Source organism: Kitasatospora sp. MAP12-44 (assembly GCF_029892095.1).
In the GTDB taxonomy this organism is placed as follows: Bacteria; Actinomycetota; Actinomycetes; order Streptomycetales; family Streptomycetaceae; genus Kitasatospora.
The window spans coordinates 8,714,204-8,735,610 of the sequence record NZ_JARZAE010000004.1 but is presented as its reverse complement, the minus strand read 5'-3'; the positions used below and the strand labels follow the sequence as shown (position 1 = coordinate 8,735,610).

At 69.2% G+C, this 21,407-nt stretch carries 22 protein-coding genes and 1 pseudogene; 11 read left to right on the top strand and 12 right to left on the bottom strand.

The features are described 5' to 3' along the window. Positions 1-153: 153 nt before the first annotated feature. From P3T34_RS39340 to P3T34_RS39315, 6 genes are all read right to left on the bottom strand, one after another. Complete coding sequence (locus tag P3T34_RS39340) at positions 154-1,089, bottom strand: TauD/TfdA family dioxygenase (protein ID WP_280671604.1); 936 nt, start codon at positions 1,087-1,089, stop codon at positions 154-156. Then, a complete protein-coding gene (locus P3T34_RS39335) occupies positions 1,086-1,460 on the bottom strand; it encodes a hypothetical protein (protein WP_280671602.1) in 375 nt (124 codons plus the stop codon). Before P3T34_RS39335 ends, P3T34_RS39340 begins: the two co-directional genes overlap by 4 nt. 460 nt (positions 1,461-1,920) lie before the next feature. Further along, positions 1,921-2,409, bottom strand: a complete 489-nt coding sequence (locus P3T34_RS39330; RefSeq protein WP_280671600.1) for a hypothetical protein — start codon at positions 2,407-2,409, stop codon at positions 1,921-1,923. A 695-nt stretch (positions 2,410-3,104) separates the two neighbouring features. Next, complete coding sequence (locus P3T34_RS39325) at positions 3,105-4,184, bottom strand: IS3 family transposase (RefSeq protein ID WP_280664185.1); 1,080 nt, start codon at positions 4,182-4,184, stop codon at positions 3,105-3,107. A 2-nt stretch (positions 4,185-4,186) separates the two neighbouring features. Further along, on the bottom strand, positions 4,187-4,591 hold the full coding sequence (locus P3T34_RS39320) for a hypothetical protein (RefSeq protein ID WP_280664184.1): 405 nt from the start codon (positions 4,589-4,591) through the stop codon (positions 4,187-4,189). 59 nt (positions 4,592-4,650) lie between these two features. Then, positions 4,651-4,875: a hypothetical protein gene (locus tag P3T34_RS39315; RefSeq protein WP_280671598.1), complete on the bottom strand. Its 225-nt coding sequence runs from the start codon at positions 4,873-4,875 to the stop codon at positions 4,651-4,653. A 159-nt stretch (positions 4,876-5,034) separates the two neighbouring features. Between P3T34_RS39315 and P3T34_RS39310 the strand changes: the two genes are divergently transcribed. From P3T34_RS39310 to P3T34_RS39300, 3 genes and pseudogenes are all read left to right on the top strand, one after another. After that, positions 5,035-5,208, top strand: a complete 174-nt coding sequence (locus P3T34_RS39310; protein ID WP_280671597.1) for a multicopper oxidase domain-containing protein — start codon at positions 5,035-5,037, stop codon at positions 5,206-5,208. A 230-nt stretch (positions 5,209-5,438) separates the two neighbouring features. Beyond that, entirely contained in the window at positions 5,439-6,473 is a 1,035-nt protein-coding gene (locus P3T34_RS39305) for a hypothetical protein (RefSeq protein ID WP_280671594.1), read from the top strand. A 119-nt stretch (positions 6,474-6,592) separates the two neighbouring features. After that, positions 6,593-6,987 (top strand): annotated as a pseudogene (locus P3T34_RS39300) (transposase); the annotation flags it as partial. Positions 6,988-7,532: 545 nt separating this feature from the next. On the opposite strand, the gene P3T34_RS39295 reads toward P3T34_RS39300, so the two are convergent. Both P3T34_RS39295 and P3T34_RS39290 read right to left on the bottom strand, forming a co-directional pair. Then, entirely contained in the window at positions 7,533-9,362 is a 1,830-nt protein-coding gene (locus P3T34_RS39295) for an FAD-dependent oxidoreductase (protein WP_280671592.1), read from the bottom strand. Between the two features lie 432 nt (positions 9,363-9,794). Then, positions 9,795-10,049, bottom strand: coding sequence for a hypothetical protein (locus P3T34_RS39290; protein ID WP_280671590.1), 255 nt, complete (start codon positions 10,047-10,049; stop codon positions 9,795-9,797). A gap of 549 nt (positions 10,050-10,598) precedes the next feature. Between P3T34_RS39290 and P3T34_RS39285 the strand changes: the two genes are divergently transcribed. The 3 genes from P3T34_RS39285 (at position 10,599) to P3T34_RS39275 (ending at position 12,548) form a co-directional block, all read left to right on the top strand. Continuing rightward, positions 10,599-11,168 (top strand): hypothetical protein, encoded by a 570-nt coding sequence (locus P3T34_RS39285; RefSeq protein WP_280671588.1) that lies wholly within the window; start codon positions 10,599-10,601, stop codon positions 11,166-11,168. A gap of 694 nt (positions 11,169-11,862) precedes the next feature. Beyond that, positions 11,863-12,063: a transposase gene (locus tag P3T34_RS39280; RefSeq protein ID WP_280671586.1), complete on the top strand. Its 201-nt coding sequence runs from the start codon at positions 11,863-11,865 to the stop codon at positions 12,061-12,063. Continuing rightward, positions 12,060-12,548 carry an IS5 family transposase gene (locus P3T34_RS39275; RefSeq protein ID WP_280671584.1) on the top strand — a complete coding sequence of 163 codons (489 nt, stop codon included), beginning with the start codon at positions 12,060-12,062 and terminating at the stop codon, positions 12,546-12,548. Before P3T34_RS39280 ends, P3T34_RS39275 begins: the two co-directional genes overlap by 4 nt. A gap of 252 nt (positions 12,549-12,800) precedes the next feature. Here the strand turns inward: P3T34_RS39275 and P3T34_RS39270 are convergent, their stop codons facing one another. Further along, a complete protein-coding gene (locus tag P3T34_RS39270) occupies positions 12,801-13,862 on the bottom strand; it encodes an IS630 family transposase (protein WP_280670005.1) in 1,062 nt (353 codons plus the stop codon). A gap of 78 nt (positions 13,863-13,940) precedes the next feature. Here P3T34_RS39270 and P3T34_RS39265 point away from each other — a divergent pair, with 78 nt between their 5' ends. Beyond that, positions 13,941-14,273 (top strand): hypothetical protein, encoded by a 333-nt coding sequence (locus tag P3T34_RS39265; RefSeq protein WP_280670004.1) that lies wholly within the window; start codon positions 13,941-13,943, stop codon positions 14,271-14,273. Positions 14,274-14,373: 100 nt separating this feature from the next. Here the strand turns inward: P3T34_RS39265 and P3T34_RS39260 are convergent, their stop codons facing one another. Together P3T34_RS39260 and P3T34_RS39255 are read right to left on the bottom strand one after the other, a co-directional pair. Next, a complete protein-coding gene (locus P3T34_RS39260; RefSeq protein ID WP_280671582.1) occupies positions 14,374-14,868 on the bottom strand; it encodes a pyridoxamine 5'-phosphate oxidase family protein in 495 nt (164 codons plus the stop codon). A 72-nt stretch (positions 14,869-14,940) separates the two neighbouring features. Next, positions 14,941-15,366: an HAD-IA family hydrolase gene (locus tag P3T34_RS39255; RefSeq protein WP_348534745.1), complete on the bottom strand. Its 426-nt coding sequence runs from the start codon at positions 15,364-15,366 to the stop codon at positions 14,941-14,943. Between P3T34_RS39255 and P3T34_RS39250 the strand changes: the two genes are divergently transcribed. From P3T34_RS39250 to P3T34_RS39235, 4 genes are all read left to right on the top strand, one after another. After that, positions 15,356-15,760, top strand: coding sequence for a hypothetical protein (locus tag P3T34_RS39250; protein ID WP_280664184.1), 405 nt, complete (start codon positions 15,356-15,358; stop codon positions 15,758-15,760). The two genes, P3T34_RS39255 and P3T34_RS39250, sit on opposite strands and share 11 nt — an antisense overlap. Positions 15,761-15,762: 2 nt before the next feature. Further along, entirely contained in the window at positions 15,763-16,842 is a 1,080-nt protein-coding gene (locus tag P3T34_RS39245) for an IS3 family transposase (protein WP_280664185.1), read from the top strand. A 79-nt stretch (positions 16,843-16,921) separates the two neighbouring features. Further along, on the top strand, positions 16,922-17,854 hold the full coding sequence (locus P3T34_RS39240; RefSeq protein WP_280671580.1) for a group II intron maturase-specific domain-containing protein: 933 nt from the start codon (positions 16,922-16,924) through the stop codon (positions 17,852-17,854). Positions 17,855-17,945: 91 nt separating this feature from the next. Next, positions 17,946-18,980 carry a hypothetical protein gene (locus P3T34_RS39235; RefSeq protein WP_280671578.1) on the top strand — a complete coding sequence of 345 codons (1,035 nt, stop codon included), beginning with the start codon at positions 17,946-17,948 and terminating at the stop codon, positions 18,978-18,980. Here P3T34_RS39235 and P3T34_RS39230 read toward each other — a convergent pair. After that, positions 18,877-21,306 (bottom strand): FUSC family protein, encoded by a 2,430-nt coding sequence (locus tag P3T34_RS39230; protein ID WP_280671576.1) that lies wholly within the window; start codon positions 21,304-21,306, stop codon positions 18,877-18,879. The genes P3T34_RS39235 and P3T34_RS39230 overlap by 104 nt on opposite strands. Positions 21,307-21,407: the final 101 nt, after the last annotated feature.

Below are 21,407 nucleotides of genomic sequence, written 5' to 3'. Positions count from 1 at the left end.
GACCGGATGCCCGATCCAGGCTGCCGTGGCCGCGCAGGAAGTCCCATCGTTCATCCCAGGTCAGAGAGTATACGCGCCCTCAAGTCCAGGCCCTGGACCAGCAATTGGCCGGCGGATCCCGGCTCAGGAATCCTGAACTCGTGGTTCCCGTGGTCATGTCCCGTGGATAGGCACAGATGGTCTGCCGTCCACCCCTACCGGAACGTCGCCCGCGAGCATCACCCGGTGCATGACCCGGGGGTGGTCGAGGTGGGCTGTGTCACTGGGTTCCAGATGAATGGTGGCCCTGTTGTCCCAGAAGGCCACGCTGCCCGGCTCCCATCGGAAGCGGACGGTGTACTCGGGCCGGGTCGCCTGCTCCAGCAGCATCTCCAGGAGACGGCTGCTCTCCACGCGGGACACGCCCAGGATCTGTTCGACGTAGTAGCCGTTGATGAACAGCAGGCGCTCGCCTGTCTCAGGGTGCACCCGCACCAAAGGGTGGTCCGATGCGATCTGACGGTCCAACAGGTCGCGTGCGTAGGCGTCTTCGCCCGGCCTTGCCTGATATCCGACACCCCGGCGGTGCTCGGCACGCAGGCCATCGACGAAATTTCGTACGGGCTCTGACAGTCCCGCGTAGGCGGCTACCAGGTTGGACCAGGACGTGTCACCTCCGTAGGGCGGCACGGTCTCGGCGCGCAGGATGGTCGCGGCGGGCGGATCGATTCGGGCGCCCTTGTCACAGTGCCACCCCCGCAGCAGCGAATGGTTGCGCCGCCGACGCCACTCAGCGCGTTCCATCCCGTATCGCTCGGCCAACTGAAGCCGGTCGGCGGTCGTCTCGACCTCAGGGAAGTCCTGGGGCGACAGTCTGCCGAGTGGCTTTGGCGTGATCAGTTCGCCGAACCGGCGCGCGAAAGTGACGTGCGAGGCGTGATCCAGGTCCTGCCCCCGGAAGAACACCACCTTCCAGCGCAGCAGCGCCGCCCAGATCTCCGCAACCACTGCATCGTCCAGGACCTCTGCCAGGTGGACTCCCGTGATCTCGGCGCCGATATGGCCCGCGACCGGCTTCACCTCGATCCCCGCAACCCCGTTCGCCATCATCCGCGCTCCCTTGCATCCGGACTCACCGGGCCAAGCATGACCGTTCCCGCCTGCATACGACAGACCGCCAGCCGGTTCACGACCTTCGTCGGGGAGGACAGGCGCTTGCCGCCGCCCGCCTTGAAGCCCGTGATGACCGCCGGCTGTTCTTCGGAGCCGTCGTCCAGGCCGACGAACCCCAGGCCGGCCACCGCTCCCAGCTGAAACTCCCGCAGCCGCGCGCACAGCTTCTCGTAGCGGGCGACCGTGATCTCGCTGCAAGCGCCGCGGCGGGCCGAGGAGATCCACAGCAGCCGCCCTTTCGCATCGGCCAGGGCGAGGAACAGCAGGCCGTGCGCCCTGTGCTTGCCCGAGTAGTTCCTCCGGTTCACCCGCGTTGTGCGCCGGCCGGGTGCGGATCAGCATGCCGCCCAGCAGGACCACGCACCCGCTGCCCTTGGCCACCTTCGCCAGCGCGCGGTCCAGGCGGGGGGAGCGTGCGGCCAGCAGTCGAGCACCTCCAGCAGCCACCGGCGCACCGTGGAGGCCGAGACCGCGTTGCCGCCGGCCAGGCGGCCAGCCGCTCGTCGTTGCCCAGGTGGGGCAGTGCGATCACGGCGATCCGCCCGGTGTCCGGCTTGCGCCAGCGCGAGCGGATCTGTTTGCGGTGAGTGCGGATCAGGTCGGCCACGTAGTTGACGCTCTGGCTGGACGGCGGCAGGCGCACGGAGTAGACAAGGCTGATGTCGCCCCCCGCCAGGGCTGGTGTTCTTCTTCACACGTTTCCCAACTCCCGCCCGGTGCACATGCGTTACGGCCGAAATCAGCCCTTTCGCGGGGCCCGGCCGGGGGTTACCGGGGCAGGTAGCGCCCGGCCGGGGTTCGGGGGATCCAGCCGCGCTCGGCCAGCCTGCGCAACTTCCCGCGCACCGGCTCCACCGTCGTCGGCAGCAGATCCAGCTCCAGCTCCAGCTCGCGGGCCACGCCCTTGGCCCACAACGGGCCACCGCCGCCCGCAACGACCTCCATGATCGCCCGATAATCGGCGGGCAGGTCCTCCCGGCGGCTGTCGGGTCCGCGATGGCCGATCAGCAGCTGGCCGACGGCGCCCGGTGTCGCACCGGCGCCGGGAGCAGGCGCGACGGGCGCTCCGCCGGCGGCCTCCTCCAGGGCCTGCTGCCAGGCCGCGGCGTTGGGGCGCCCGGCGTCGGCATCCTCCTGATACTGCTGGCAGACGACTTCGGCGGCCTCCAAACGGGCCACTTCGGCCTCGGTGCCAGCCGGCTGCTTGCGCAGGTGCTCAACGCTTGTTCCAGCACCACCCGGCGCTCTGGCGGCCACACCATCAGGTTCCGAGCCATGTCCCCTCCCTTGCGGGCCCGCCACGGCGACCCCGCTCGCAGCGTAGGGGGACAAATGCGCAGCGTGCAGGCGAACCAGGAAGACGACCCGAAACGGAGTGACGGATGATCCCCCGAAGCGATCACGCCCGCGACATGCGCGAGCACCCCAACCACTCCTCACGCCAAGGCCGTTGACCTGCACGAATCACGATGAAACCTGCTCATTGGAGTGGTCCACTTCCCCGCCCGAGCAGCTGCTGGCCGTCGACCGCACCAGCGGCCCGCCGCTGCGCGCGCAGCTGGCGTACGGGCACCTAGGAAGACCCCGTGCCAGCACGATGTCGTCAACGTGAACGGCGGGCGCGGATCCTCCGGGCAGCGGCCAAACCTCCCGCCGCGCTGGCCGCGAGACCAACGACAGTAAATCCGAGACCAGGAAACAGAATCGTGCCCCACCCGAGCTGACTCGGAAACAGAGCGTGTCCGGGATGTGTCGGATCGAACAGGACGATCACCTTGTCGCCTACGGACATTCCGTCCGGTGCACTGCTCACATTGTCGATCGAGGCTTCCATCCGCTGATCATCTGTGAGCAGGGTAACGCTTATCCCTGAGGCGTCCTGCATGAGCTGCGGCTTGACATAGTCGGCGCTGGTCGGAACCTGTCAACGTGATCAAGGCAGGTGATCGTGCCTAACTTTGGGTCTGCAACTCCTTCTCGTCGGTCTCGTCGTCGGCGGGCCTGTTGATCCAGGCATGCTCGGGTATGGCCGGTGGTTCGGGGTGCTTGCGGACGAACCGCTCGGGGTGCTGGTTGTAGGCGTCGGTGAGGACCTTGGCCCGGAGTTCGCGGACGAGGTCGGCTTCGCCGTGGTGGACGTCGTAGGGAGTGTGATAGCCGATGCCGCTGTGCCGGTGGTCGAGGTGGTACCAGTCGAAGAACTCAGCGCACCACTGACGGGCGTGGGGCAGGGAAAGGAACCGGTCCGGGTAGTTGGGCCGATACTTGATCGTCTTGTACTGGGCCTCCGAGTAAGGGTTGTCGTTGGAGACCTTCGGCCTGGAGTGCGACTTCGTGACACCCAGGTCGGCCATCAGGACCGCGACGGACTTGGCGGTCTGGATCGCTCCCCGGTCCGAATGGATCGTCAACTCACCCCTGTCAACGCCCTGTTTGCCGACGGTGTCCTCGATGAAGTGCCTCGCGAGGTCCTCGCTCTCGCACGTGGTGACCATCCAGCCCACCGTGTAGCGGGAGTAGATGTCGATCATCGTGTAGAGGAAATAGAAGACCCGCTTGTCCGGACCTCGCAGCTTGGTCACGTCCCACGACCACACCCGGTTCGGCGCGCAGGCCATCAACTCGGGTTTCTTGCGCGGCGGGTGAGTGGCCTGCCGACGCCGCTCACGGACCTCGCCGCGCTCACGAAGGATCCGGTACATCGTCGACTCCGAGCACAGGTACACGCCCTCGTCCAGCAGCGTTGCGTAGACCTCGGCCGGTGCCGTGTCCTTGAACCGCTCGCCGTTGAGCTTGGCCACCACCGTCTCCCGCTCGGCGGGCGACAGCGCCTTCGGATGCGGCCGGCGCTCGCGCGCGGGCCTCGGCAGAGGCGGTGATTTGCGATGATGGCGATACCAGGTCGCCCGGTTGACGCCCAGCGCCGCGCAGGCCCGCACCCGCCCGACCACGCCGGACAGCTTCTCCAGGGCAGACGTGCGAGCGTCCTCGAAAACCGTTCCGGCCGTCCCTGTCAGACGGCGCCCGGCCATGGCTACTTCGTCTCGCCGTTGTCCGTCGCGCTGCCCGTGGCGAGCTGGTCCAGCAGCGCGGAGAGTTTTCCCTGCACCTCGATCACGGTGCGGGCGTTGCCCAACTCCTTCTCCAGTCGGGCAACTTCATTCCTGAGCTTGGCGATCTCCTTGTCGCGGGGGTCGGCCTTCGGCCTGCCCGCCGGTGCGGCCAGTGCCGTCGCGGCCCCGGTGTCGCGCTGCGACTTCCACGCCGCGATCAGCGACGAGTACAGGCCCTCCCGGCGCAACAGCGCGCCCTTGCCCTGCTTGTCCAGCCGCTCGTACTCGGCCAGGATCCTCTGCTTGTACGCCGCCGAGAACCGGCGGTTCGTCGAACGTGGTTCCACCTGCGGATTCGGGACCCCGTGGTCGTCGGTGCTGGCCACCTGGGACTACTCCTTCTCCGCCCTCGACTCAATGAATCATCCAGTATGCCTGACTTGTCTCACTTTGCCAGAGAGGGGGTGACGACTGCGGAAACCCGGCGAGCATCGCTGAAGTGCAGCCGCGCGGCCCAGTAGTCGAAGCTGCCCACGATGCCCACGATGACGAAGAGTGGGCCGATCAAGAGGCCCAGGAGTTGTCGGAAGTCGCCCTTGGGCGTCTTGGCTGCGCGTGGTTCATAAGCGTCGCTCCAGCCCTCCGCGGTCTCTACGTCGTGCGGCGTCACCACAGCCCCTCGCCTGTTGGGCCGATGTCACTCGGCTGATCGGTCGGTGATCGCTGGAAATCGTGCCGACGCTGCCCCACGCGACCGTAGCAGCCGGCTCACGTCAGCCGCTCCGAGGTTGGTTGGATCTTGACCCCGGGACTCACCTATCCGGGACAGGTGACCAGGCTGATCGCCCGCTGGGCGCCCAGCACGACCGGGGTGGACGCCGTGGCACCGGGCGAGAACCGCTTCCCCTTCGACCCCACCGAAGGACCGGGCTACGTCTGGCACTGCCACATCATCGACCACGAGGACAACGAGATGATGCGCCCGTACGCGCCGACGCGCTGACGCCGCTCGTGCCTGGCGACGTCCTCCTCCGGAGTCGCGGACGAGCAGTGGAGCTTGCGACCAACTGACGCCCAGGCCCCGACCGTTAGAACCCAAGACCGCGGTCGGAGCCTTCGTCGTTTCGGGGTCGCAGTTCCCTGTTTCAAGCCTGTGACGGCCACCGCATCAGGCCAGGACGCCTGCGGGGCAAGCTTTTCCCACTGTCGAACACCGTTCCGAGGGGAACCCTCATGCCCGCTCGCACTCCTCGCCGCGCCACCTCCGCCGCCGTCGTCCTCACCTTCGCCGTCACCGGCACCGCGCTCCTGCTCACGGGGTGCGGCCCGGCCGACGCCACCAAGGCCATGCCGTCCACCGCTTCCTCCGCGCCGACCGCCCCCACCGACCCGTCCGCCCCCACGAACCCGACCCTCGCCACCCCCACGAACCCGACCCTCGCCACCCCCTCCACAGCCCGGAGCACCCACACCACTCCCCCGGCCATGAACGGCACCGCGAACAGCAAGCTGACCATCAGCAACGGCACCCGGGACGTCCTGATGAACGGCACCTCGGTGGACTTCGGCACCGCCGTCCGTGACCTCACCTGGTCCCCGGACGGCAGCAGGGCCGCCTTCATCGACGGCGACGGCGACCTGGCCACCGCCAAGCCTGACGGCAGCGGGCGGGTGGTCGTCGCCAAGCACGTCGCCGGGCAGACCTGGTCCCACCCGGCCTGGGAGTTCACAGCCGACGGCCAGTTCATCTGGTTCGCGTCCAGTGCGGGCGGCGTCAGCACCCTGGAGAACGTCCCGGCCGACGCCGTCGACGGCACCCCTGGCACACCGCACCTGGTCCCCGGGTACCAAGAACCCGAGCTGCCACAGACCGCCAACACCTGGCCGAGCAGCCACGGTCTGAACGGCCTCGCCGTCCACGCCAACTCGCAGACCGGCGACATCTACGAGCGCACCGACTGGAACGACGGTCAGGGCACCGTGCTCACCGCCGGCTCCGAGCCGATGCTCTGCGCCAACGAGAACGAGGTGGCTTTCGTCCGCTCGGTCGGCGGGCACGACCACATCTTCTTGCTGCGCCTGGAAGGCCAGGCACCCGCCAAGGACCTCACTCCGAACGCGACCGTCGACTACACCGAACCGGCGATATCCCCGGACGGCGCCACCGTCGCCGCCCGTACACCCGACGGCATCGCCACCCTCCCCGCCGACGGCTCGGCCGCCCCCACCCTGATCTCCACCCACCCGGGACTCCCGACCTACCGCTGACCCACCCGGGCGGCCGCCCTTGTGTGATCATCCGTCATGTTCGTGTCAGGCCCCTATGATCAACCTCGGTCAGCACCACACAGCATTTGCGGGACACGGGCTATGCAGAAACAAGATCGGTCCTGGCCGGAGCGAACCGCCACGACTCTCCGCTACTCGCTCCCACCCTGGACCGGCTGGAGAGCCTTGGGCCGTTGCCCGACAACATCACTGTGCACCTGGACGCCGGCTACGACTCGGACAAGACCCGCGCCGAACTCGCCGCGCGCGGTCTGCGCGGCCGCATCGCGCACAAGGGCGAGAAGGCGCCGATCCAGGCAAGCCAGCGGTGGCACATCGAGCGTACCCACGCCTGGCAGAACGCCTTCCACCGGCTCGCCCGCTGCTACGAACGCCGAACCGCGGTCATCGACGCCTACTTTGACCTCGCCGATACGATCATCATCGGCCGGAGCCTGCTTCGTCGAGCGTGGACGACCCACCGCTGGGACACCGCCCGAACCGCCGCCCATGAGAGCACGCCTATCTGACCGCTGCTGGGTTGCCGATGCCAGTGCTGTCGTGCTCTTGGGCAGCCAACAAGCCGTAGACGCCGGCTGCGGAGCAGTTCGTCGTCCTCGTCCATGCGCGGCAGCATTCCAGGTGCCGCTGGTGGAGGCGCCCTTCGCGGCGCGGATGGGTGCCGGGGCGGCCGGTGTGTACGTCCGGCCGCCCCGAGGCGGGCTCGCCGCGCGGGGCCCGGGCCGTGGGGGGTGTGCGTTCCGGGCCGGTGCGCGGGCGGTGCCGCGCCGCGCCCTGGTGGGGGCGCTCGGCCGGATCAACGGGCGGCGGCGCGGGAGGGCACGGCCTGGTGCTGGTCTGGCAGTTGCGGGCGGCAGCGCGGTACGTCCCGGGCTTCCGGGAACTCTTGCAGGACCGCAGGGCGCTGCGGGCAGCGGGGCACGTGCGTCGGCGGGCGGGAGCGTGGATGTGGCGCCGGGCGGCTGGCCGCCGTGCTGGTGGCGGGGGTGTCCGCCCCGTTCCTCGTGGGGTGGGGCGGACACCCGGGGTCAGCGGGGGTCAGCGGGGGTGGACTTCCAGGAAGGCGCGGACCGCGGACTCCAGCGCCCCTTCGATCCAGGCGGGCTTGAGGCTGGTGTGTTCGCCGGCGAAGTGCACCCGGCCTTCCACCGTCCGGGTGGCGGGGTGGAGTTCGTGGAGCTGGCCGGGGGTGAACATGACGGCCTCGCCCAGCGCGTAGCGGGCGCGGGCCCAGGACTGGGTGGCGCCGACGCCGGTGAACTCGGTGCGGACCTTGGGGCCGAAGAGGCGTTCCATGTCGTTCAGGGCGAAGGCGTAGCGTTCGCCGGGGGTGAGGGAGTCCCAGCGCATGGCGTCGTCGGACCAGGTGTAGGCGGCCAGGACGACGCCGCCCGGGGAGCCGTCGGGGGCGTGGGAGGGGAAGTAGGTGAAGCGGCTGGCGCTGTCTGCGACGCAGCCGCCGCCGGTGAAGCCGTTCGGTCCGTTCTCCCAGAAGCGGGTCTTGAACTCCAGGAGGACCTTGGTGGCGGAGTCGTAGTGGAGTTCGGTGACGGCGCGGCGCTTGGGGTAGGACATCAGAGGCTGGATGTCGCAGAAGCGCAGGGCGCTGAACGGGACGGTGACGATGGCGTAGTCGCCTTCGAAGACCTCGGTGGGGTCGGTGGGGGCGCCGTCGCAGGACTCCTCGTCGCCGCTCTCGGCGGTGGTCTCGATCCGGACGCCGGTGTCGGTCTGCACCAGGCGGGTCATCCGCCGACCCAGGCGCAGTTCGCCCTGGAGGGGGGCGGCCATCGCCTGGGTGAGGGTGTCGGTGCCGCCCTCCAGCTCCCAGTAGCGGTTGGTGGGGCTGATGACGGCGTGGTCGATGAGGGTGGGGATGAGGGAGTAGTGGAGGCGGGAGGTCATGTTCTCCAGGGTGCCGACCGCCTGGACGGTGGGCAGGTCCCAGCCGGCCTCCTCGACGAGGTAGCGGTGGGTGGAGTGGCCGTCGTACTTCTGGAAGATGGTGGACCAGGCGGCGAGCCGGTCGGCAATCGGGCCGTCGGGGACGGTGACGCCCGTGAAGGCCTGGTCGACGGCGGCCGAGGTGGTGCTGGTCAGGGCGGTGCCGAAGGTGGCGTTGACGGCACGCGGTGACTGGGCGTAGGAGGCGCGGGTGCTCTGGGCGCCGTTGACGGAGATCTTGGTGCGGAAGTTGGCGGTGGGCGGCGTGAACGGGGCGCGCTGCTGCGCGCTGTCGCCGTTGCTCCACATCTCGCCGGTGAAGGAGCGGTAGGAGACGGGCGGGACGTCGCCGCTCGCGCTCGCGCCCGGGGTCACGTCGACGTTGTAGAAGAGGCGGCGCTTGAGGCCGAGCTTGTCGGCCAGTGCCAGGACCAGCGGGTGGAAGTCGGGTAGGCGCATCGCGCCGGCCTCGGCGTGCAGCGCCTTGTCCTCGAAGATCCCGCGGAAGGTCTTGACCCGGCCGCCGACCCGGCTGGCGTTGGCCTCGATGACGACCACCTCGTGGCCGGCCTGCTTGAGGAGCCCGGCGGCCGCCATGCCGGCGACGCCCGCGCCGACGACCAGGACCTTCTTGCGAGCCGCCCGGGCCGGCATCCGGCCATCGATCAGGATCTTCAGATAGTCCAGCTTCAGGTCCCGCTGCTCGTCGTCGCCGACCAGCAGCATCTTGCGCGCCAGGTCGCGGGCCTGACCCTCGTCCGCCCCTCCCCCGGCGGTTGCGGCGGCAGCCTGTGCCGGGGAGCCGCCGACGAAGCCGGCGCCTCCCGCAACCACCGCGACGGCGGCCGCCGAACCGAGCACGGCACGCCGCGACGGCCGTCCTGGACCGGATGCGGGGGTCGGCTGACTGGTGGACAGATCCACGGGAACTCCATCGACGTTGGGAGCAGGAAGTCGGAAACACTCGGGCCAACCCGCACCGCCTCGCCAAGGACACGACACAACCGGCAAGATCACCCGAAAGTGGCCCGACCCCTTCCAGATCCGCACCCACGCAACCAGGTGGCGCGACTGCGGCACCGCGGCCGTCCCTGCCTGCCTGCCGTGAGGCTTCCCATTGGGCATGACTTGGCATCAGCCGGTCTGCCGGACGGGAGCTTGCGCCAGCGCGAGCCGATCTTCTTCAGATGGCCGCGGATCAGGCCGCAGACCAGATCCAAGGTGGCGCTGGACAGCTCCAGGCGGCACTGGTGGACAAGGCCGTCAGGGCTCTCGGCGGGACTGGACTTCTTTCGCATGGAATCCCCAACTACCGCTGGGGGTCCGTTCGTTACGCAGAAATCCAGCCGGGACCGGTCATACGGAAGGCAGGGGCAGGGCGGTGAAACGGCCGGCGGGGGTGCGGTGCAGCCAGCCCCGGTCGGCCAGACGCTTGAGCTTGTCGCGGACCGGCTCGACCTGCCCGGGTCCAGTGCCCTTGCCGAGCTTGACGCTGACGTTCTTGGCCGGAACCGGGTCCGACGCCGCCGTCACGATCTTCATGATCGCCTGGTAGTCCGCGGGCAGCGCGCTGGTGTCCATGCCGTCCGCGCGGTGCGGGACCAGCAGCATCCCGCCCGCCCCCGGGCGACGTCGTGACCCGCTCGAACCCCTCAGCCATGACCGGGTCGTCGGTTGTCCCGGCCCGCTGGACGTCGGCGAACTGCCCGAACACCACCTCCGCCGCCTCCAGCCGCGCGACCTCGGCATCGATCTCGGCAAGCTCCTTGCGCAGCCGCTCGGCACGATCGGCCAGCACCACCCGACGCTGCATCACCCACACCAGCACATCCGCCACGAGCAGACCCTCCCCCGCATCTCTGCACGGAGAGTACGAGGCGGCTCCGGCCCGGCAGAGCGATTCCGGCGAAGCGGCCACGCAGCAGACGATCATCCCGCTACCGATCACGCCACCGACCAGCACGAGCACCCAACCCCCGCCCCAGACCCCGTGACCCGCAACTTTGAGGATGAAAACCTCTCATTTGAGAACGACACCCACGCGGCGCCACGGCTCCAAGGATTCCCAGGGGGTCGCCGGGGGCCGCTGCCCGCCCGTGCGACGGGCGCGGTACGGTACCAAGCCGGTTGATCGAAAGGGGGAACATGGTCCTGTCACGCGTGCCGAGAAGCCGCGCCGGGTGGCTCTGTCGAGCCTGGCTGGTGCTGGTGGCCGGGCTGGTCGGCGTCTTCCTGTTCGGCAGCAGCGTGCCGTACGAGCTCGGCTACGCCGGGAAGCCGGGGAAGCTGACCATCGAGTCCTGCGAGACCCACGGTCAGGGGAAGAGCCGCCGCACCGACTGCACCGGCTCCTTCACCTCGAACGACGGCACCGTGATGAACGAGTACTACGGCGACGAGAGCGCGTACCCGGCCGGCAAAGTGCTGAGCCGCCAGCGGGAGAGCGCCGACGTGCTGGATCCGGTGGGCTGGGGTGCCGCGGCACTCACCGTGAGCGCCGTACTGGGTTCGCTGGTCCTCGTCGGCGCCGGTCTGCAGGCCTTCGCCTCCGTCTCCCGACGCCATCCCACCGCTCGGCAGCGCGCGCAACGGCAGTCGCTCGCGATGCGCGGACGCACGCTGTACCCGCTGCCCCCGGCCCAACGCAGAGTTGAACGGGCTGCCTGGATCATCATCGCGGCCAGCCTGGTCGGCGCGGCAGTGATGCTCTGCATCGGCCTACTGGCCTGACGGACCGCCACCACACCCGCACCCGCAGCGAGCCGCCGCCCGGGCCACCGGGGTGGGCGGCGCGGGAAGGCTCCTCAGCGCCGCCCGCAGTGGTACGCCCCCGGACGGGTGACGCCCGCGCGGGGCGGCGGGGGCGCGGCCGGTCGGCGTGTGATCTTCCTGTCACCAAGCCCCACCCGGCTCCCATCCCGCCCCCTCGGAGCGTCCCGCTGTGAAACGCGCCAGTCCCCGCACCGATGACCTGGACGCCTTCGACGGCAACGGCCGTCAGATGCGGCAGCAGTGCATCAAGCCTCGCGACGCCGGCCGATGATCCCTTTGGCATGAGACGCTGCTGTCGTACCGATCATGGTGGGCATCGGTTCGAGTGTGGCGACTCTGTCGGGCGATCTCTCGCTTGTGCGCGCATGAAGGCAGGGCCTCCGGTTCAGCTCATGGTTGTCGAAGCCGGAGCGCACCAGGAGGCCCTGTTGTTGCAGTCTTACGCTCTCGTGTGGGTGGAGTCCAACTGGGCTGCCCCATCGTGTGATTGCGTCGCTCACCGGTTCGGGAACGCAGGTGATCGCCCTGGACGTGCACCGCGCTGTCCGTCGGACATGACGGACGCGGAATGGGCCCTCGTGCGCGACTGTCTGCCGGTGCCACTGTGGCTGGAGGGGCGGGGCGGGCAGCGGAGGGGTACTGCTACCGACAGATGTTGGACACTGTTCGCTATCTGGTGGCGGGCGGCATCACCTGGCGAGCGATGCCGGGCGACTTCCCGGCGTGGGACCGCGTCTACGCCTTCGCGCGGCGGTGGCGTGTGAAGGGCTTGCTCGCGGAACTGCACGACCGGTTGCGCGGCCTGGTCCGCGAGGAGACCGGCCGCGATCCGGAGAGCCGACCGCGGCGGTGATCGACGCGCAGTCACTGCGGGCGGCGGCCACGGTGCCGTCGGCCACCCGCGGCTACGACGGGGCCAAGAAGGTGCCGGGGCGCAAGCGGCACATCGTGGTCGACTGCCTGGGGCTGCGGCTGGCCGTGATGGTCACCGCGGCGAACGTGACGGACCGGGACGCCGCGATGCCGCTGCTGGAACGTGTCCGGGCCCGCTATCGCAGGATCGTCCTGGTGTGGGCCGACGGCGGCTACGCGGGTCGCCTGGTCAGCTGGGCGAAGCAGCAACTGGGGCTCGCTCTGGAGATCGTCAAGCGCAGCGACGACGCCTCGGGGTTCGTGGTGCTGCCCAGACGCTGGGTGGTGGAACGCACGCTGAGCTGGCTGATGCGCTCGCGGCGCCTGGTGCGCGACTACGAGACGCTGCGCGCCGTGCATGAGCAGATGGTGCTGTGGTCGATGACGATGCTCATGAACCGCCGGCTGGCCCGGCGGCGAGCGTGAACCGTCCCGGGGTGGGTTCGGGCCTTCACCCGTGAAGGCCCGAACCCACGATCGAGGGCGTCATACAGCACGATCTGGTCAATGTTGTCGAAGTGCTCCGCCGTGGCGAACAGGTCGGGATCGCACCTCACGCGATCGAGCAGCGCCGACAGGACCCGCGGATGTGCCGCACGACACAGGACGGCGAGGTTCACGTCGTGCGCCACCTCTAGTGCTGCTCCGCGGAAGTTCATGGAGGGGTGTTCAGACCGATCAGGCCGTCTTGAGTGGGGTGCCGTCGTAGGTCCACTGGTACGGCTTGGCAGTGGTGTTGTGGTTGATCACGAAGCTCTCCAGCTTGTCGATGAGGTCGTCACGGCTGGAGAAGTCGCCATACCGGAGGACTCTGCGGGCCAGGGTGGAGAAGAACAGCTCGACCTGGTTGAGCCAGGAGGCGTGCGGCGGGGTCCAGTGCACGTGCCAGCGCGGGTGGTCGGCCAGCCACTTCTTGGTGTGCTTGGCGGTGTGGGAGGACCCGTTGTCGAGCACGACATGGATGTCCTGGCCTGGGGCGATGACGGCGTCGAGCTGGTCGAGGAAGGCCGTGAAGGTCACCGCGTCGTTGCGGGTGATGATCTCAGTGAGGACCTCGCCGGTGCACACGTCCAGAGCGGCGACCAGGGACGCGGTGCCGTGGCGGCGGTACTCGAACTCGCGGCGTGCTGGCCGGCCCGGGGCGGCGGGCCGGCCGGCATGGCGGCGGGAGCGGGCGGCGATCGCGGTCTTCTCGTCGATGGAGAGCACCACCGCGCCTTCGGGTGGTTTGCGGTACAGGTCACAGATATCGGCGACGCGCTCCCAGAAGTCGGGGGTGTCGCGGCGGGTGAGCCAGCCGCGCACCCGGTGCGGCTTGAGGTCCAAATCCGCCAGGATCCGGCCGACTTGGGAGGGAGAGATCGCGGCGAAGACGGTGCCGGCGACCTTCGCGGCGATGGCCCGGTGCGACCAGGTCGACTCCGGATGCGCAGGCGCGCTGGTGGCCGTGGCCACGACCGCCACACGCACGTGGGAGTCATAGATCCTGGGTCGGCCCGACCGCGCGGCGTCCTTCAGCCCTTCCATGCCCCCGGCCGCGAACCGGCCACGCCATTTGCGCACCGTGTTCACGCTGACCTCCAGCTCGCGCGCGATGGCCCCATTGCTCCCCCCGTCGGCGGCGGCCAGCACGATCCGGGCCCGCAGCGCCGCCCGGACTTGCGACTTCAGCGAGGCCGCCGTGCGAATCAGGCGCTCGCGCACCGTCTCGTCCAGCTCCACCATGACCGCCTCGGTCATCCCCACCGCACCCTCCGCACCCCATGGCCAAGGCGATGATCATGGCGTGTGGGGGCGGCGCCCGGCAGGATGGACCCCGTGCCGAAGAACCCGCCCGAGTCCATGCAGCACCACCTGCGCCAGCGTCTGAGCGCCCGTGCGAGGGAACGCTGGCCCCAGCTCAGCGGCGTCCAGGTTCGCTTCCGCACCGGATTCGCCTATGTCGCGGGCGAGTTGCCCGACGAGGAGGAGCCGCAGCCGTTGTGCCGTCTGCGGTTCAGCGGCGTCCTGCACACCTGGGGTTTCGCCCTCTACCTCGCCAGCAGCGGCAAGTACGAGGACAACTTCCTTCCCACTGGGCTCCCCTTCGGCTCGCCGGAAGAAGCCCTGGACTGTGCCTGCGGCTTCTACCTCGGCGACCCCACGCCCTGATCAACACCCCTCCACGAACTTCCGCGGGGCAGCACTAGGTCATCCCATAGCAGCGCCGGGATCTCGTCCAGCCATGTCAGGTCGGCATCGTCGTGTCCGGTCACATCGACCTCGGGCGGGGCGACAGCGGTGAGTGTTCGATGTGACGCTCGATCCGAGCCGCGTCCCACAACGCGGCGAGAGCGATCGAGCGAGGACCATGGTAGTAGGCCTCCTCCACCTCGACGACGAGGCCCTGGATCATCCTGAGCTTGGGATCGATACGCTCGCCGCGAAGGTCCACCACGAGCTCAAGGACCCGGTTCTGATCCACCACGCGGGCGACTCCGTTCACTCGCACGGTGTCGTTCACACCCGGGATAATGAAGACCAAGCCAGCCTGGGGATTTACCTGGATGTTCCCGAAGCTCTGGAACAACCGGTTGCCCCACCGATCGGGAATGAGAAGGTGTCGATCGTCAAGCACCCGGACGAACCCGGGCTCGCCGCCGCGCGGCGAGGCGTCCGCCGCGCCGGTGCCGTCGGCCGTGGCCATCACGAGGAATGGCGACAGGCTGATGAATTCCTCGATCCAGGGGTGGAGCGTGCCGCGCACCTTGGCCGCGACCCGCGGTTTGGGTTCACCGAAGTTCCGGCGGAACGGTTGAGGATCCGCAGCACGCGATGCTCACGTGGCGTTCCGGCTCCCCCTGGACACATACGCGCCGAATACAGAGGTATCGAGATCCTTGAGGGACTCCAGTACCAGAGTGGCAATCGCAAAGCAAGGATCGCAGCGATCAGCGGCCTCGGGAACGGCGACGACCGTCATCTGGGCTGACACGCCAGCAAGGACGCCGTTGAGCGAGTCCTCGATCACAATGCATTCGTCGGGTGACGCGCCGAGGGCGGCGGCTGCGCGGAGATAGGCGCCCGGGTGGGGCTTGCCGTGTTCGTCGTCTTCGGCCGAAAACACGGCATCGAAAGATCGGTCAAGGCCGGTGCTCGCGAGCGCATGCCGAATCACCCTCTCTGGCAAAGTGAGACAAGTCAGGCATACTGGATGATTCATTGAGTCGAGGGCGGAGAAGGAGTAGTCCCAGGTGGCCAGCACCGACGACCACGGGGTCCCGAATCCGCAGGTGGAACCACGTTCGACGAACCGCCGGTTCTCGGCGGCGTACAAGCAGAGGATCCTGGCCGAGTACGAGCGGCTGGACAAGCAGGGCAAGGGCGCGCTGTTGCGCCGGGAGGGCCTGTACTCGTCGCTGATCGCGGCGTGGAAGTCGCAGCGCGACACCGGGGCCGCGACGGCACTGGCCGCACCGGCGGGCAGGCCGAAGGCCGACCCCCGCGACAAGGAGATCGCCAAGCTCAGGAATGAAGTTGCCCGACTGGAGAAGGAGTTGGGCAACGCCCGCACCGTGATCGAGGTGCAGGGAAAACTCTCCGCGCTGCTGGACCAGCTCGCCACGGGCAGCGCGACGGACAACGGCGAGACGAAGTAGCCATGGCCGGGCGCCGTCTGACAGGGACGGCCGGAACGGTTTTCGAGGACGCTCGCACGTCTGCCCTGGAGAAGCTGTCCGGCGTGGTCGGGCGGGTGCGGGCCTGCGCGGCGCTGGGCGTCAACCGGGCGACCTGGTATCGCCATCATCGCAAATCACCGCCTCTGCCGAGGCCCGCGCGCGAGCGCCGGCCGCATCCGAAGGCGCTGTCGCCCGCCGAGCGGGAGACGGTGGTGGCCAAGCTCAACGGCGAGCGGTTCAAGGACACGGCACCGGCCGAGGTCTACGCAACGCTGCTGGACGAGGGCGTGTACCTGTGCTCGGAGTCGACGATGTACCGGATCCTTCGTGAGCGCGGCGAGGTCCGTGAGCGGCGTCGGCAGGCCACTCACCCGCCGCGCAAGAAACCCGAGTTGATGGCCTGCGCGCCGAACCGGGTGTGGTCGTGGGACGTGACCAAGCTGCGAGGTCCGGACAAGCGGGTCTTCTATTTCCTCTACACGATGATCGACATCTACTCCCGCTACACGGTGGGCTGGATGGTCACCACGTGCGAGAGCGAGGACCTCGCGAGGCACTTCATCGAGGACACCGTCGGCAAACAGGGCGTTGACAGGGGTGAGTTGACGATCCATTCGGACCGGGGAGCGATCCAGACCGCCAAGTCCGTCGCGGTCCTGATGGCCGACCTGGGTGTCACGAAGTCGCACTCCAGGCCGAAGGTCTCCAACGACAACCCTTACTCGGAGGCCCAGTACAAGACGATCAAGTATCGGCCCAACTACCCGGACCGGTTCCTTTCCCTGCCCCACGCCCGTCAGTGGTGCGCTGAGTTCTTCGACTGGTACCACCTCGACCACCGGCACAGCGGCATCGGCTATCACACTCCCTACGACGTCCACCACGGCGAAGCCGACCTCGTCCGCGAACTCCGGGCCAAGGTCCTCACCGACGCCTACAACCAGCACCCCGAGCGGTTCGTCCGCAAGCACCCCGAACCACCGGCCATACCCGAGCATGCCTGGATCAACAGGCCCGCCGACGACGAGACCGACGAGAAGGAGTTGCAGACCCAAAGTTAGGCACGATCACCTGCCTTGATCACGTTGACAGGTTCCGCCCGGCCCCCGTGCCGGTGAACTGGCAGTGGGCTCACCGACCTTGATCAGGTACGCCGACGATCTGGTGGCGCTCTGTCACAGCCGTGACGAGGCCCAGCAGGTCAAGGCACGGCTCGCCGAGTGGCTGGCGCCCAGGGGTCTGGCCTTCAACGAGGAGAAGACGCGCATCGCGCACCTCGACGAGGGCTGCGACTTCCTGGGGTTCAACGTCCGCCGCTACCACGGCATGCTGCTGATCAAGCCGAGCAAGGCGGGCGTGCGACGGATCCGGGCACGGCTCACCGCCGAAGTGCTGGCCCTTCGGGGGCAGAACGCGGCGGCGGTGATCGCCAAGCTCAACCCGATCATCCGGGGCTGGGCTGCCTACTATCGGGGCGTGGTCTCCAGCGAGGTGTTCACCTCGCTGGACGACCACGTGTGGAGGCTGGTCTACAAGTGGGCCAGGCACACGCACCCGAACAAGCCGAGGCGCTGGGTCACGGCCCGCTACTTCGGCCGGTTCAACACCTCCAGGCAGGACCGGTGGGTCCTCGGCGACCGGGAGACCGGCCGCTATCTCGCCAAGTTCGCCTGGACCAAGATCGTCAGACACCAGTTGGTCATCAAGGGCGCATCCGTGGACGACCCGGCGCTGACCGAGTACTGGGCCTCACGGCGACGCAGGAACAAGCCTCCGCTGAGTCCGTTCTGGCTGCGTCTGCTCCAGACGCAGCAAGGACGGTGCCCGCTCTGCGGAAGTCTTCTCCTGCACGCCACCCAACAGCCGCAAAGCCCTCAGGAATGGGAGCAGTGGCTGCGGGCGACCCGAACGGCGGTCCGCGAGAACGCGATCACCGTCGAAGCGGGCGCAGGCAGGTCTGACGGTCGCGTCGCCTTCCGACTCATCCATGCCCATTGCCACCGCTGGCGCGGCGGCAATGGCAACAGGGAACCGGCACTTCTGGCTGCCCGTGGGCCTTCAGGGCCTGCTTGAGCCGGATGCCCGGAAAGCGGGCAAGTCCGGTTCTGAGGGGGGTGCGGCGCGGTGACGCGCCGCACCTACCCGACAAGTGGAGGTGACGTTCTTGGCCCTGCGCTCCACGATGCTCAAGGGACGCGTACTGCGCTCGGGTGACCCGCAGGGTCTGCGCCAGGAGATGTGGGCCCTGCTCACGGTCTACCAGCTGCTGCGTGCCGCGATGCTGGATGCCACTGATGCCCTTCCCGGATGCGATCCCGACCGCGCCTGCTTCACCGCGGCCCTGGGTGCCGCACGTGACACGACCACCCGCGCCGTCGGCGTCCTGCCCGCCACCGGCAGCGAGCTGACCAGCCCGATCACGGAAGCGGTGGCGGGCGCCTTACTCCCCGCCCGCCGTCCGCGGGTCAGCGCGCGCACGGTCAAGGGAGTCTCCGCCCGCTACGGACACCGCCGGTCCGACGAGGACCGCCCCACCCTCAGCACCCCGGTCACCGCCATCGACATCACCATCCATGCACCCGCCGTAGGCGATCTTCTGCCCGCCCCGTCGTCAGTCCCTGACAACCGAAATGACTTGCCGTCAGCCCCGTCGCGGGCATTGCCCTCCGTCACCACCGGTAACGTCCCTCACCGCCCGCCCGCCAGCGCCGACATGTTGTTGCCGCCTCCGGCCCCGGTGCACACCAGCAGACTGCAGGACATCCTCGCCGTCATGGGAGCCGCGCCGGACCGTGAGTGGCGAGCCATCGAACTGGCCACCGTCCTGCGACTGGACCGCAGCGACCTGACCGGTGAACTGCTCCGGTGGGCGCGACGCGAGATCCTCATCAAGACCGGACCCGGAACCTTCAAGATCCCGGCCGGGCCGCCCAGGCCCTCCAAACTCGCCGTTCGCCGCGAGGACGTGCTCGCTGTCATGGCGACCGCGCCCGACCGCCACTGGCACACCCGCGAGATCACCGCCGCGCTGAACACTGTCAAGGAGAACACTCTCGCCATCCACCTGAGCGCCTGGGCACGCAAGAACCTGCTGGTCAAGACTGCCCCGGCAACCTACGCCCTCCCCGAACACGCACCAGCAGACGCCCGAACCAACCAGCCCGATGCTGCGAACTCGCCGATCCACGCGTTGATTTGACAGAACTACTCAAACCATAACTTTTCGGCATTGCTTCGAGGTTGGTCGTGCCCGCGAGTTGGTGGTTGCTGTCGCGTGCGGCCGCGGCGATCGGCGCTTGGAGGCGTCGGGCCGCCTCCAGGTGGTCTCCTGTCCAGGCGATGCGGACGCCGGTGGCCGTTGCACGGCCGCTGGCGTCACCGAGGTCGCGGCTGACTGCTTCGAGCAACCGTGCGTTGTTCGTCCGGTCGGCCTGCAGGGGCACGGGCGGGGGCTCGCCGCGCACCAGGGCTTCGGCCAGGCCCTGGTACCAGCGCAGTATCCGGTCGGCCATGACCAGGAGTTCCTTCCGTGCTCCGGCACGGTCTTCGGGGGGCGAGTCGCCCGCGGAGCGGCGCCACAGTTCCAACACCGCGTCAGCGGCCAGGCGCAGTCCGACGACGCCGGTTACCAGGGTCGTCATCTCGCCGAGCGGGACGGCTTTGGCGCCGCGCTCGGCGAGGTAGGTGCGGAAGGCGTCGTCCAGTCGCCGTGCTGAGGCGGCGGCCCGGTGGCCATCCTGCAGGGCGGCGAGGGCTGGGGGTGGGAAGGTGCAGCAGGCCACGGCGTAGTCGACCGCGCCGGTGAGGTAGCGGGCGCTGTCGAGGTAGGCCTGGGCCAGGGTTTTGCCGACGGCGGCGGATGCGCCGCGCGGCCAGAAGAGCAGGCCGACGACCAGGCTCACCGCGCAGCCGAGCGCGATGTCCTCGATCCGGACCACGATGACCGACACGCCGGCGGGCTGGGCGATGTTGAAGAGGATCACCAGGGTGAGCGTGAACGCGGCTTGGCCGGCCGTGAAGGAGATCGCGGACGGGACGATGCCCGAGGCCATCACCGCGATCGGCAGCAGCGCCCACAGTACGGGCGGGTGGTGCCCGATGAGCTGGAGGAGAGCAGCGCCCACGATCGATCCGGCCAGTGTGCCGCCGAGGGCCCGGAAGGCGTTCTGCCCGGTGCTCAGGGCGTTGGACCGCAGCACCGCCAGGGTGCCCAGCAGGACCCAGAAGGCGTGTTGGACGCCGGCCGCATCGGCGGCCACGACCCCGATGCCTAGGCCGACAGCGCCGCGGACGCTGTTGTGCAGCCACACCGAGTGCGGCTGAAGGTGGGCCGCGGCGCGTTCCTGGGCGCTTTTGAGCGGGCCGGTCAGCGCCCCGGGTTCCCGCCCGAGCAGGCGGTCGGACCAACCGCGCTGGTGTGCTGCCCGCGCGAGGTCGAGGTTCTGGGCAATCTGCAGGACGACGAACGCCACTTCCTGGGACCGGAAGGAGATGTCGAGGCTGTCGATGACGGCTTCGAGGTCACCTTGGCTACTCTTCGGGGCGTCCGACGGCGGGAGGCGGTCGACCGCTGCGGCTTCCAGCGACGTCAGGGCGCCTCGGAGCTCCTCGGCCGCGGCGCGCAGGCGGGCGGGCGGGATGGTCGGGTCGTCCAGGATCTCGGCGGACAGGTCCAGCACCGTCGCGGCGGTCCGGCGTACCTGGCAGGCCTGGGGCGGGGCGGTCGGGCCGTTCTCGGCGGTGGGGGCGGCCTCGGCCAGGACGGCGCTGAGCCAAGTCAGCTCGTCGACGAGGCGTACCAGGGTGCGGGATTCGGTCGACAGGCCGGTGGGCCGGTAGGGGGTGGCGGTGAAGACGTGCCGCAGTCGCTGCGTGCTCGACGCGGTCTGCTGGGCGCAGCTGCGGCACCTCCCGTAGGTGGGTGTGGCGCGGCCTTCGAAGTGGTCGGCGTCGGCTCGCAGCTGCTGTGCCGCAGCGCGGCAGACCTGCGCCGCCGGGGCGCTTAGCTGGTCGGTGGCTCGTCTGGGCCACATCACCGCGACGGCGATGAAGGCCGACGCGCCGGCCAGGAGCACGCCGAGCAGCCGGTCCGGCAGCTGTCCGGGTGGTGCGGGGGCCGAGACGGGCAGGATGAACCCGAGGAGCAGCGCGGTCGTGCTGCTGGCCAGGACCGAGCTGACCACGCCCGCGAAGAGCACCGCGAGGCCCACGGTGACCGTCGCGGTAGCCGCGGTCCACACCGACCGGGTCGCAAGCGTGCCCAGTGTGACCAGGACCAGCCACGCGCCGGTCAGCGCTGTCTGCGCCCGCAGGCGTTGCGCCATGGGTCCGGTGAACTCGACCAGGAGGAGCATCGCGAACGCGCCGAACGCGGCGAACGTGCCCGTCACCGGCACGTGGAAGACCTGCGTGCACATGGCGAACAGGAACGGCATCACGACCGCGGTCCTGGCAGCACGGCGTGTGGCGGCCAGGCCCGGGTCGCGGCGGCGCAGCCACGCGGTGAGGTGGGTCAGCTGGTTCATCCAACGTCCGTCCTGGTCGGCTGGCGGGGGTGTGAAAGCGGGGCATGCCGCCCGGGGTATGCGCCGTCCCCGGGCTGCCGGGCGCTGCAGGAACGAGAGGG

Bases quoted from the DNA above. Each gene is read 5' to 3' on its own strand.
- P3T34_RS39340 (WP_280671604.1), bottom strand. From the start codon at position 1,089: ATGATGGCGAACGGGGTTGCGGGGATCGAGGTGAAGCCGGTCGCGGGC.
- P3T34_RS39325 (WP_280664185.1), bottom strand. From the start codon at position 4,184: ATGGCCGGGCGCCGTCTGACAGGGACGGCCGGAACGGTTTTCGAGGAC.
- P3T34_RS39305 (WP_280671594.1), top strand. From the start codon at position 5,439: ATGCCCGCTCGCACTCCTCGCCGCGCCACCTCCGCCGCCGTCGTCCTC.
- P3T34_RS39290 (WP_280671590.1), bottom strand. From the start codon at position 10,049: ATGCTGCTGGTCCCGCACCGCGCGGACGGCATGGACACCAGCGCGCTG.
- P3T34_RS39280 (WP_280671586.1), top strand. From the start codon at position 11,863: ATGTTGGACACTGTTCGCTATCTGGTGGCGGGCGGCATCACCTGGCGA.
- P3T34_RS39270 (WP_280670005.1), bottom strand. From the start codon at position 13,862: ATGACCGAGGCGGTCATGGTGGAGCTGGACGAGACGGTGCGCGAGCGC.
- P3T34_RS39245 (WP_280664185.1), top strand. From the start codon at position 15,763: ATGGCCGGGCGCCGTCTGACAGGGACGGCCGGAACGGTTTTCGAGGAC.
- P3T34_RS39230 (WP_280671576.1), bottom strand. From the start codon at position 21,306: ATGAACCAGCTGACCCACCTCACCGCGTGGCTGCGCCGCCGCGACCCG.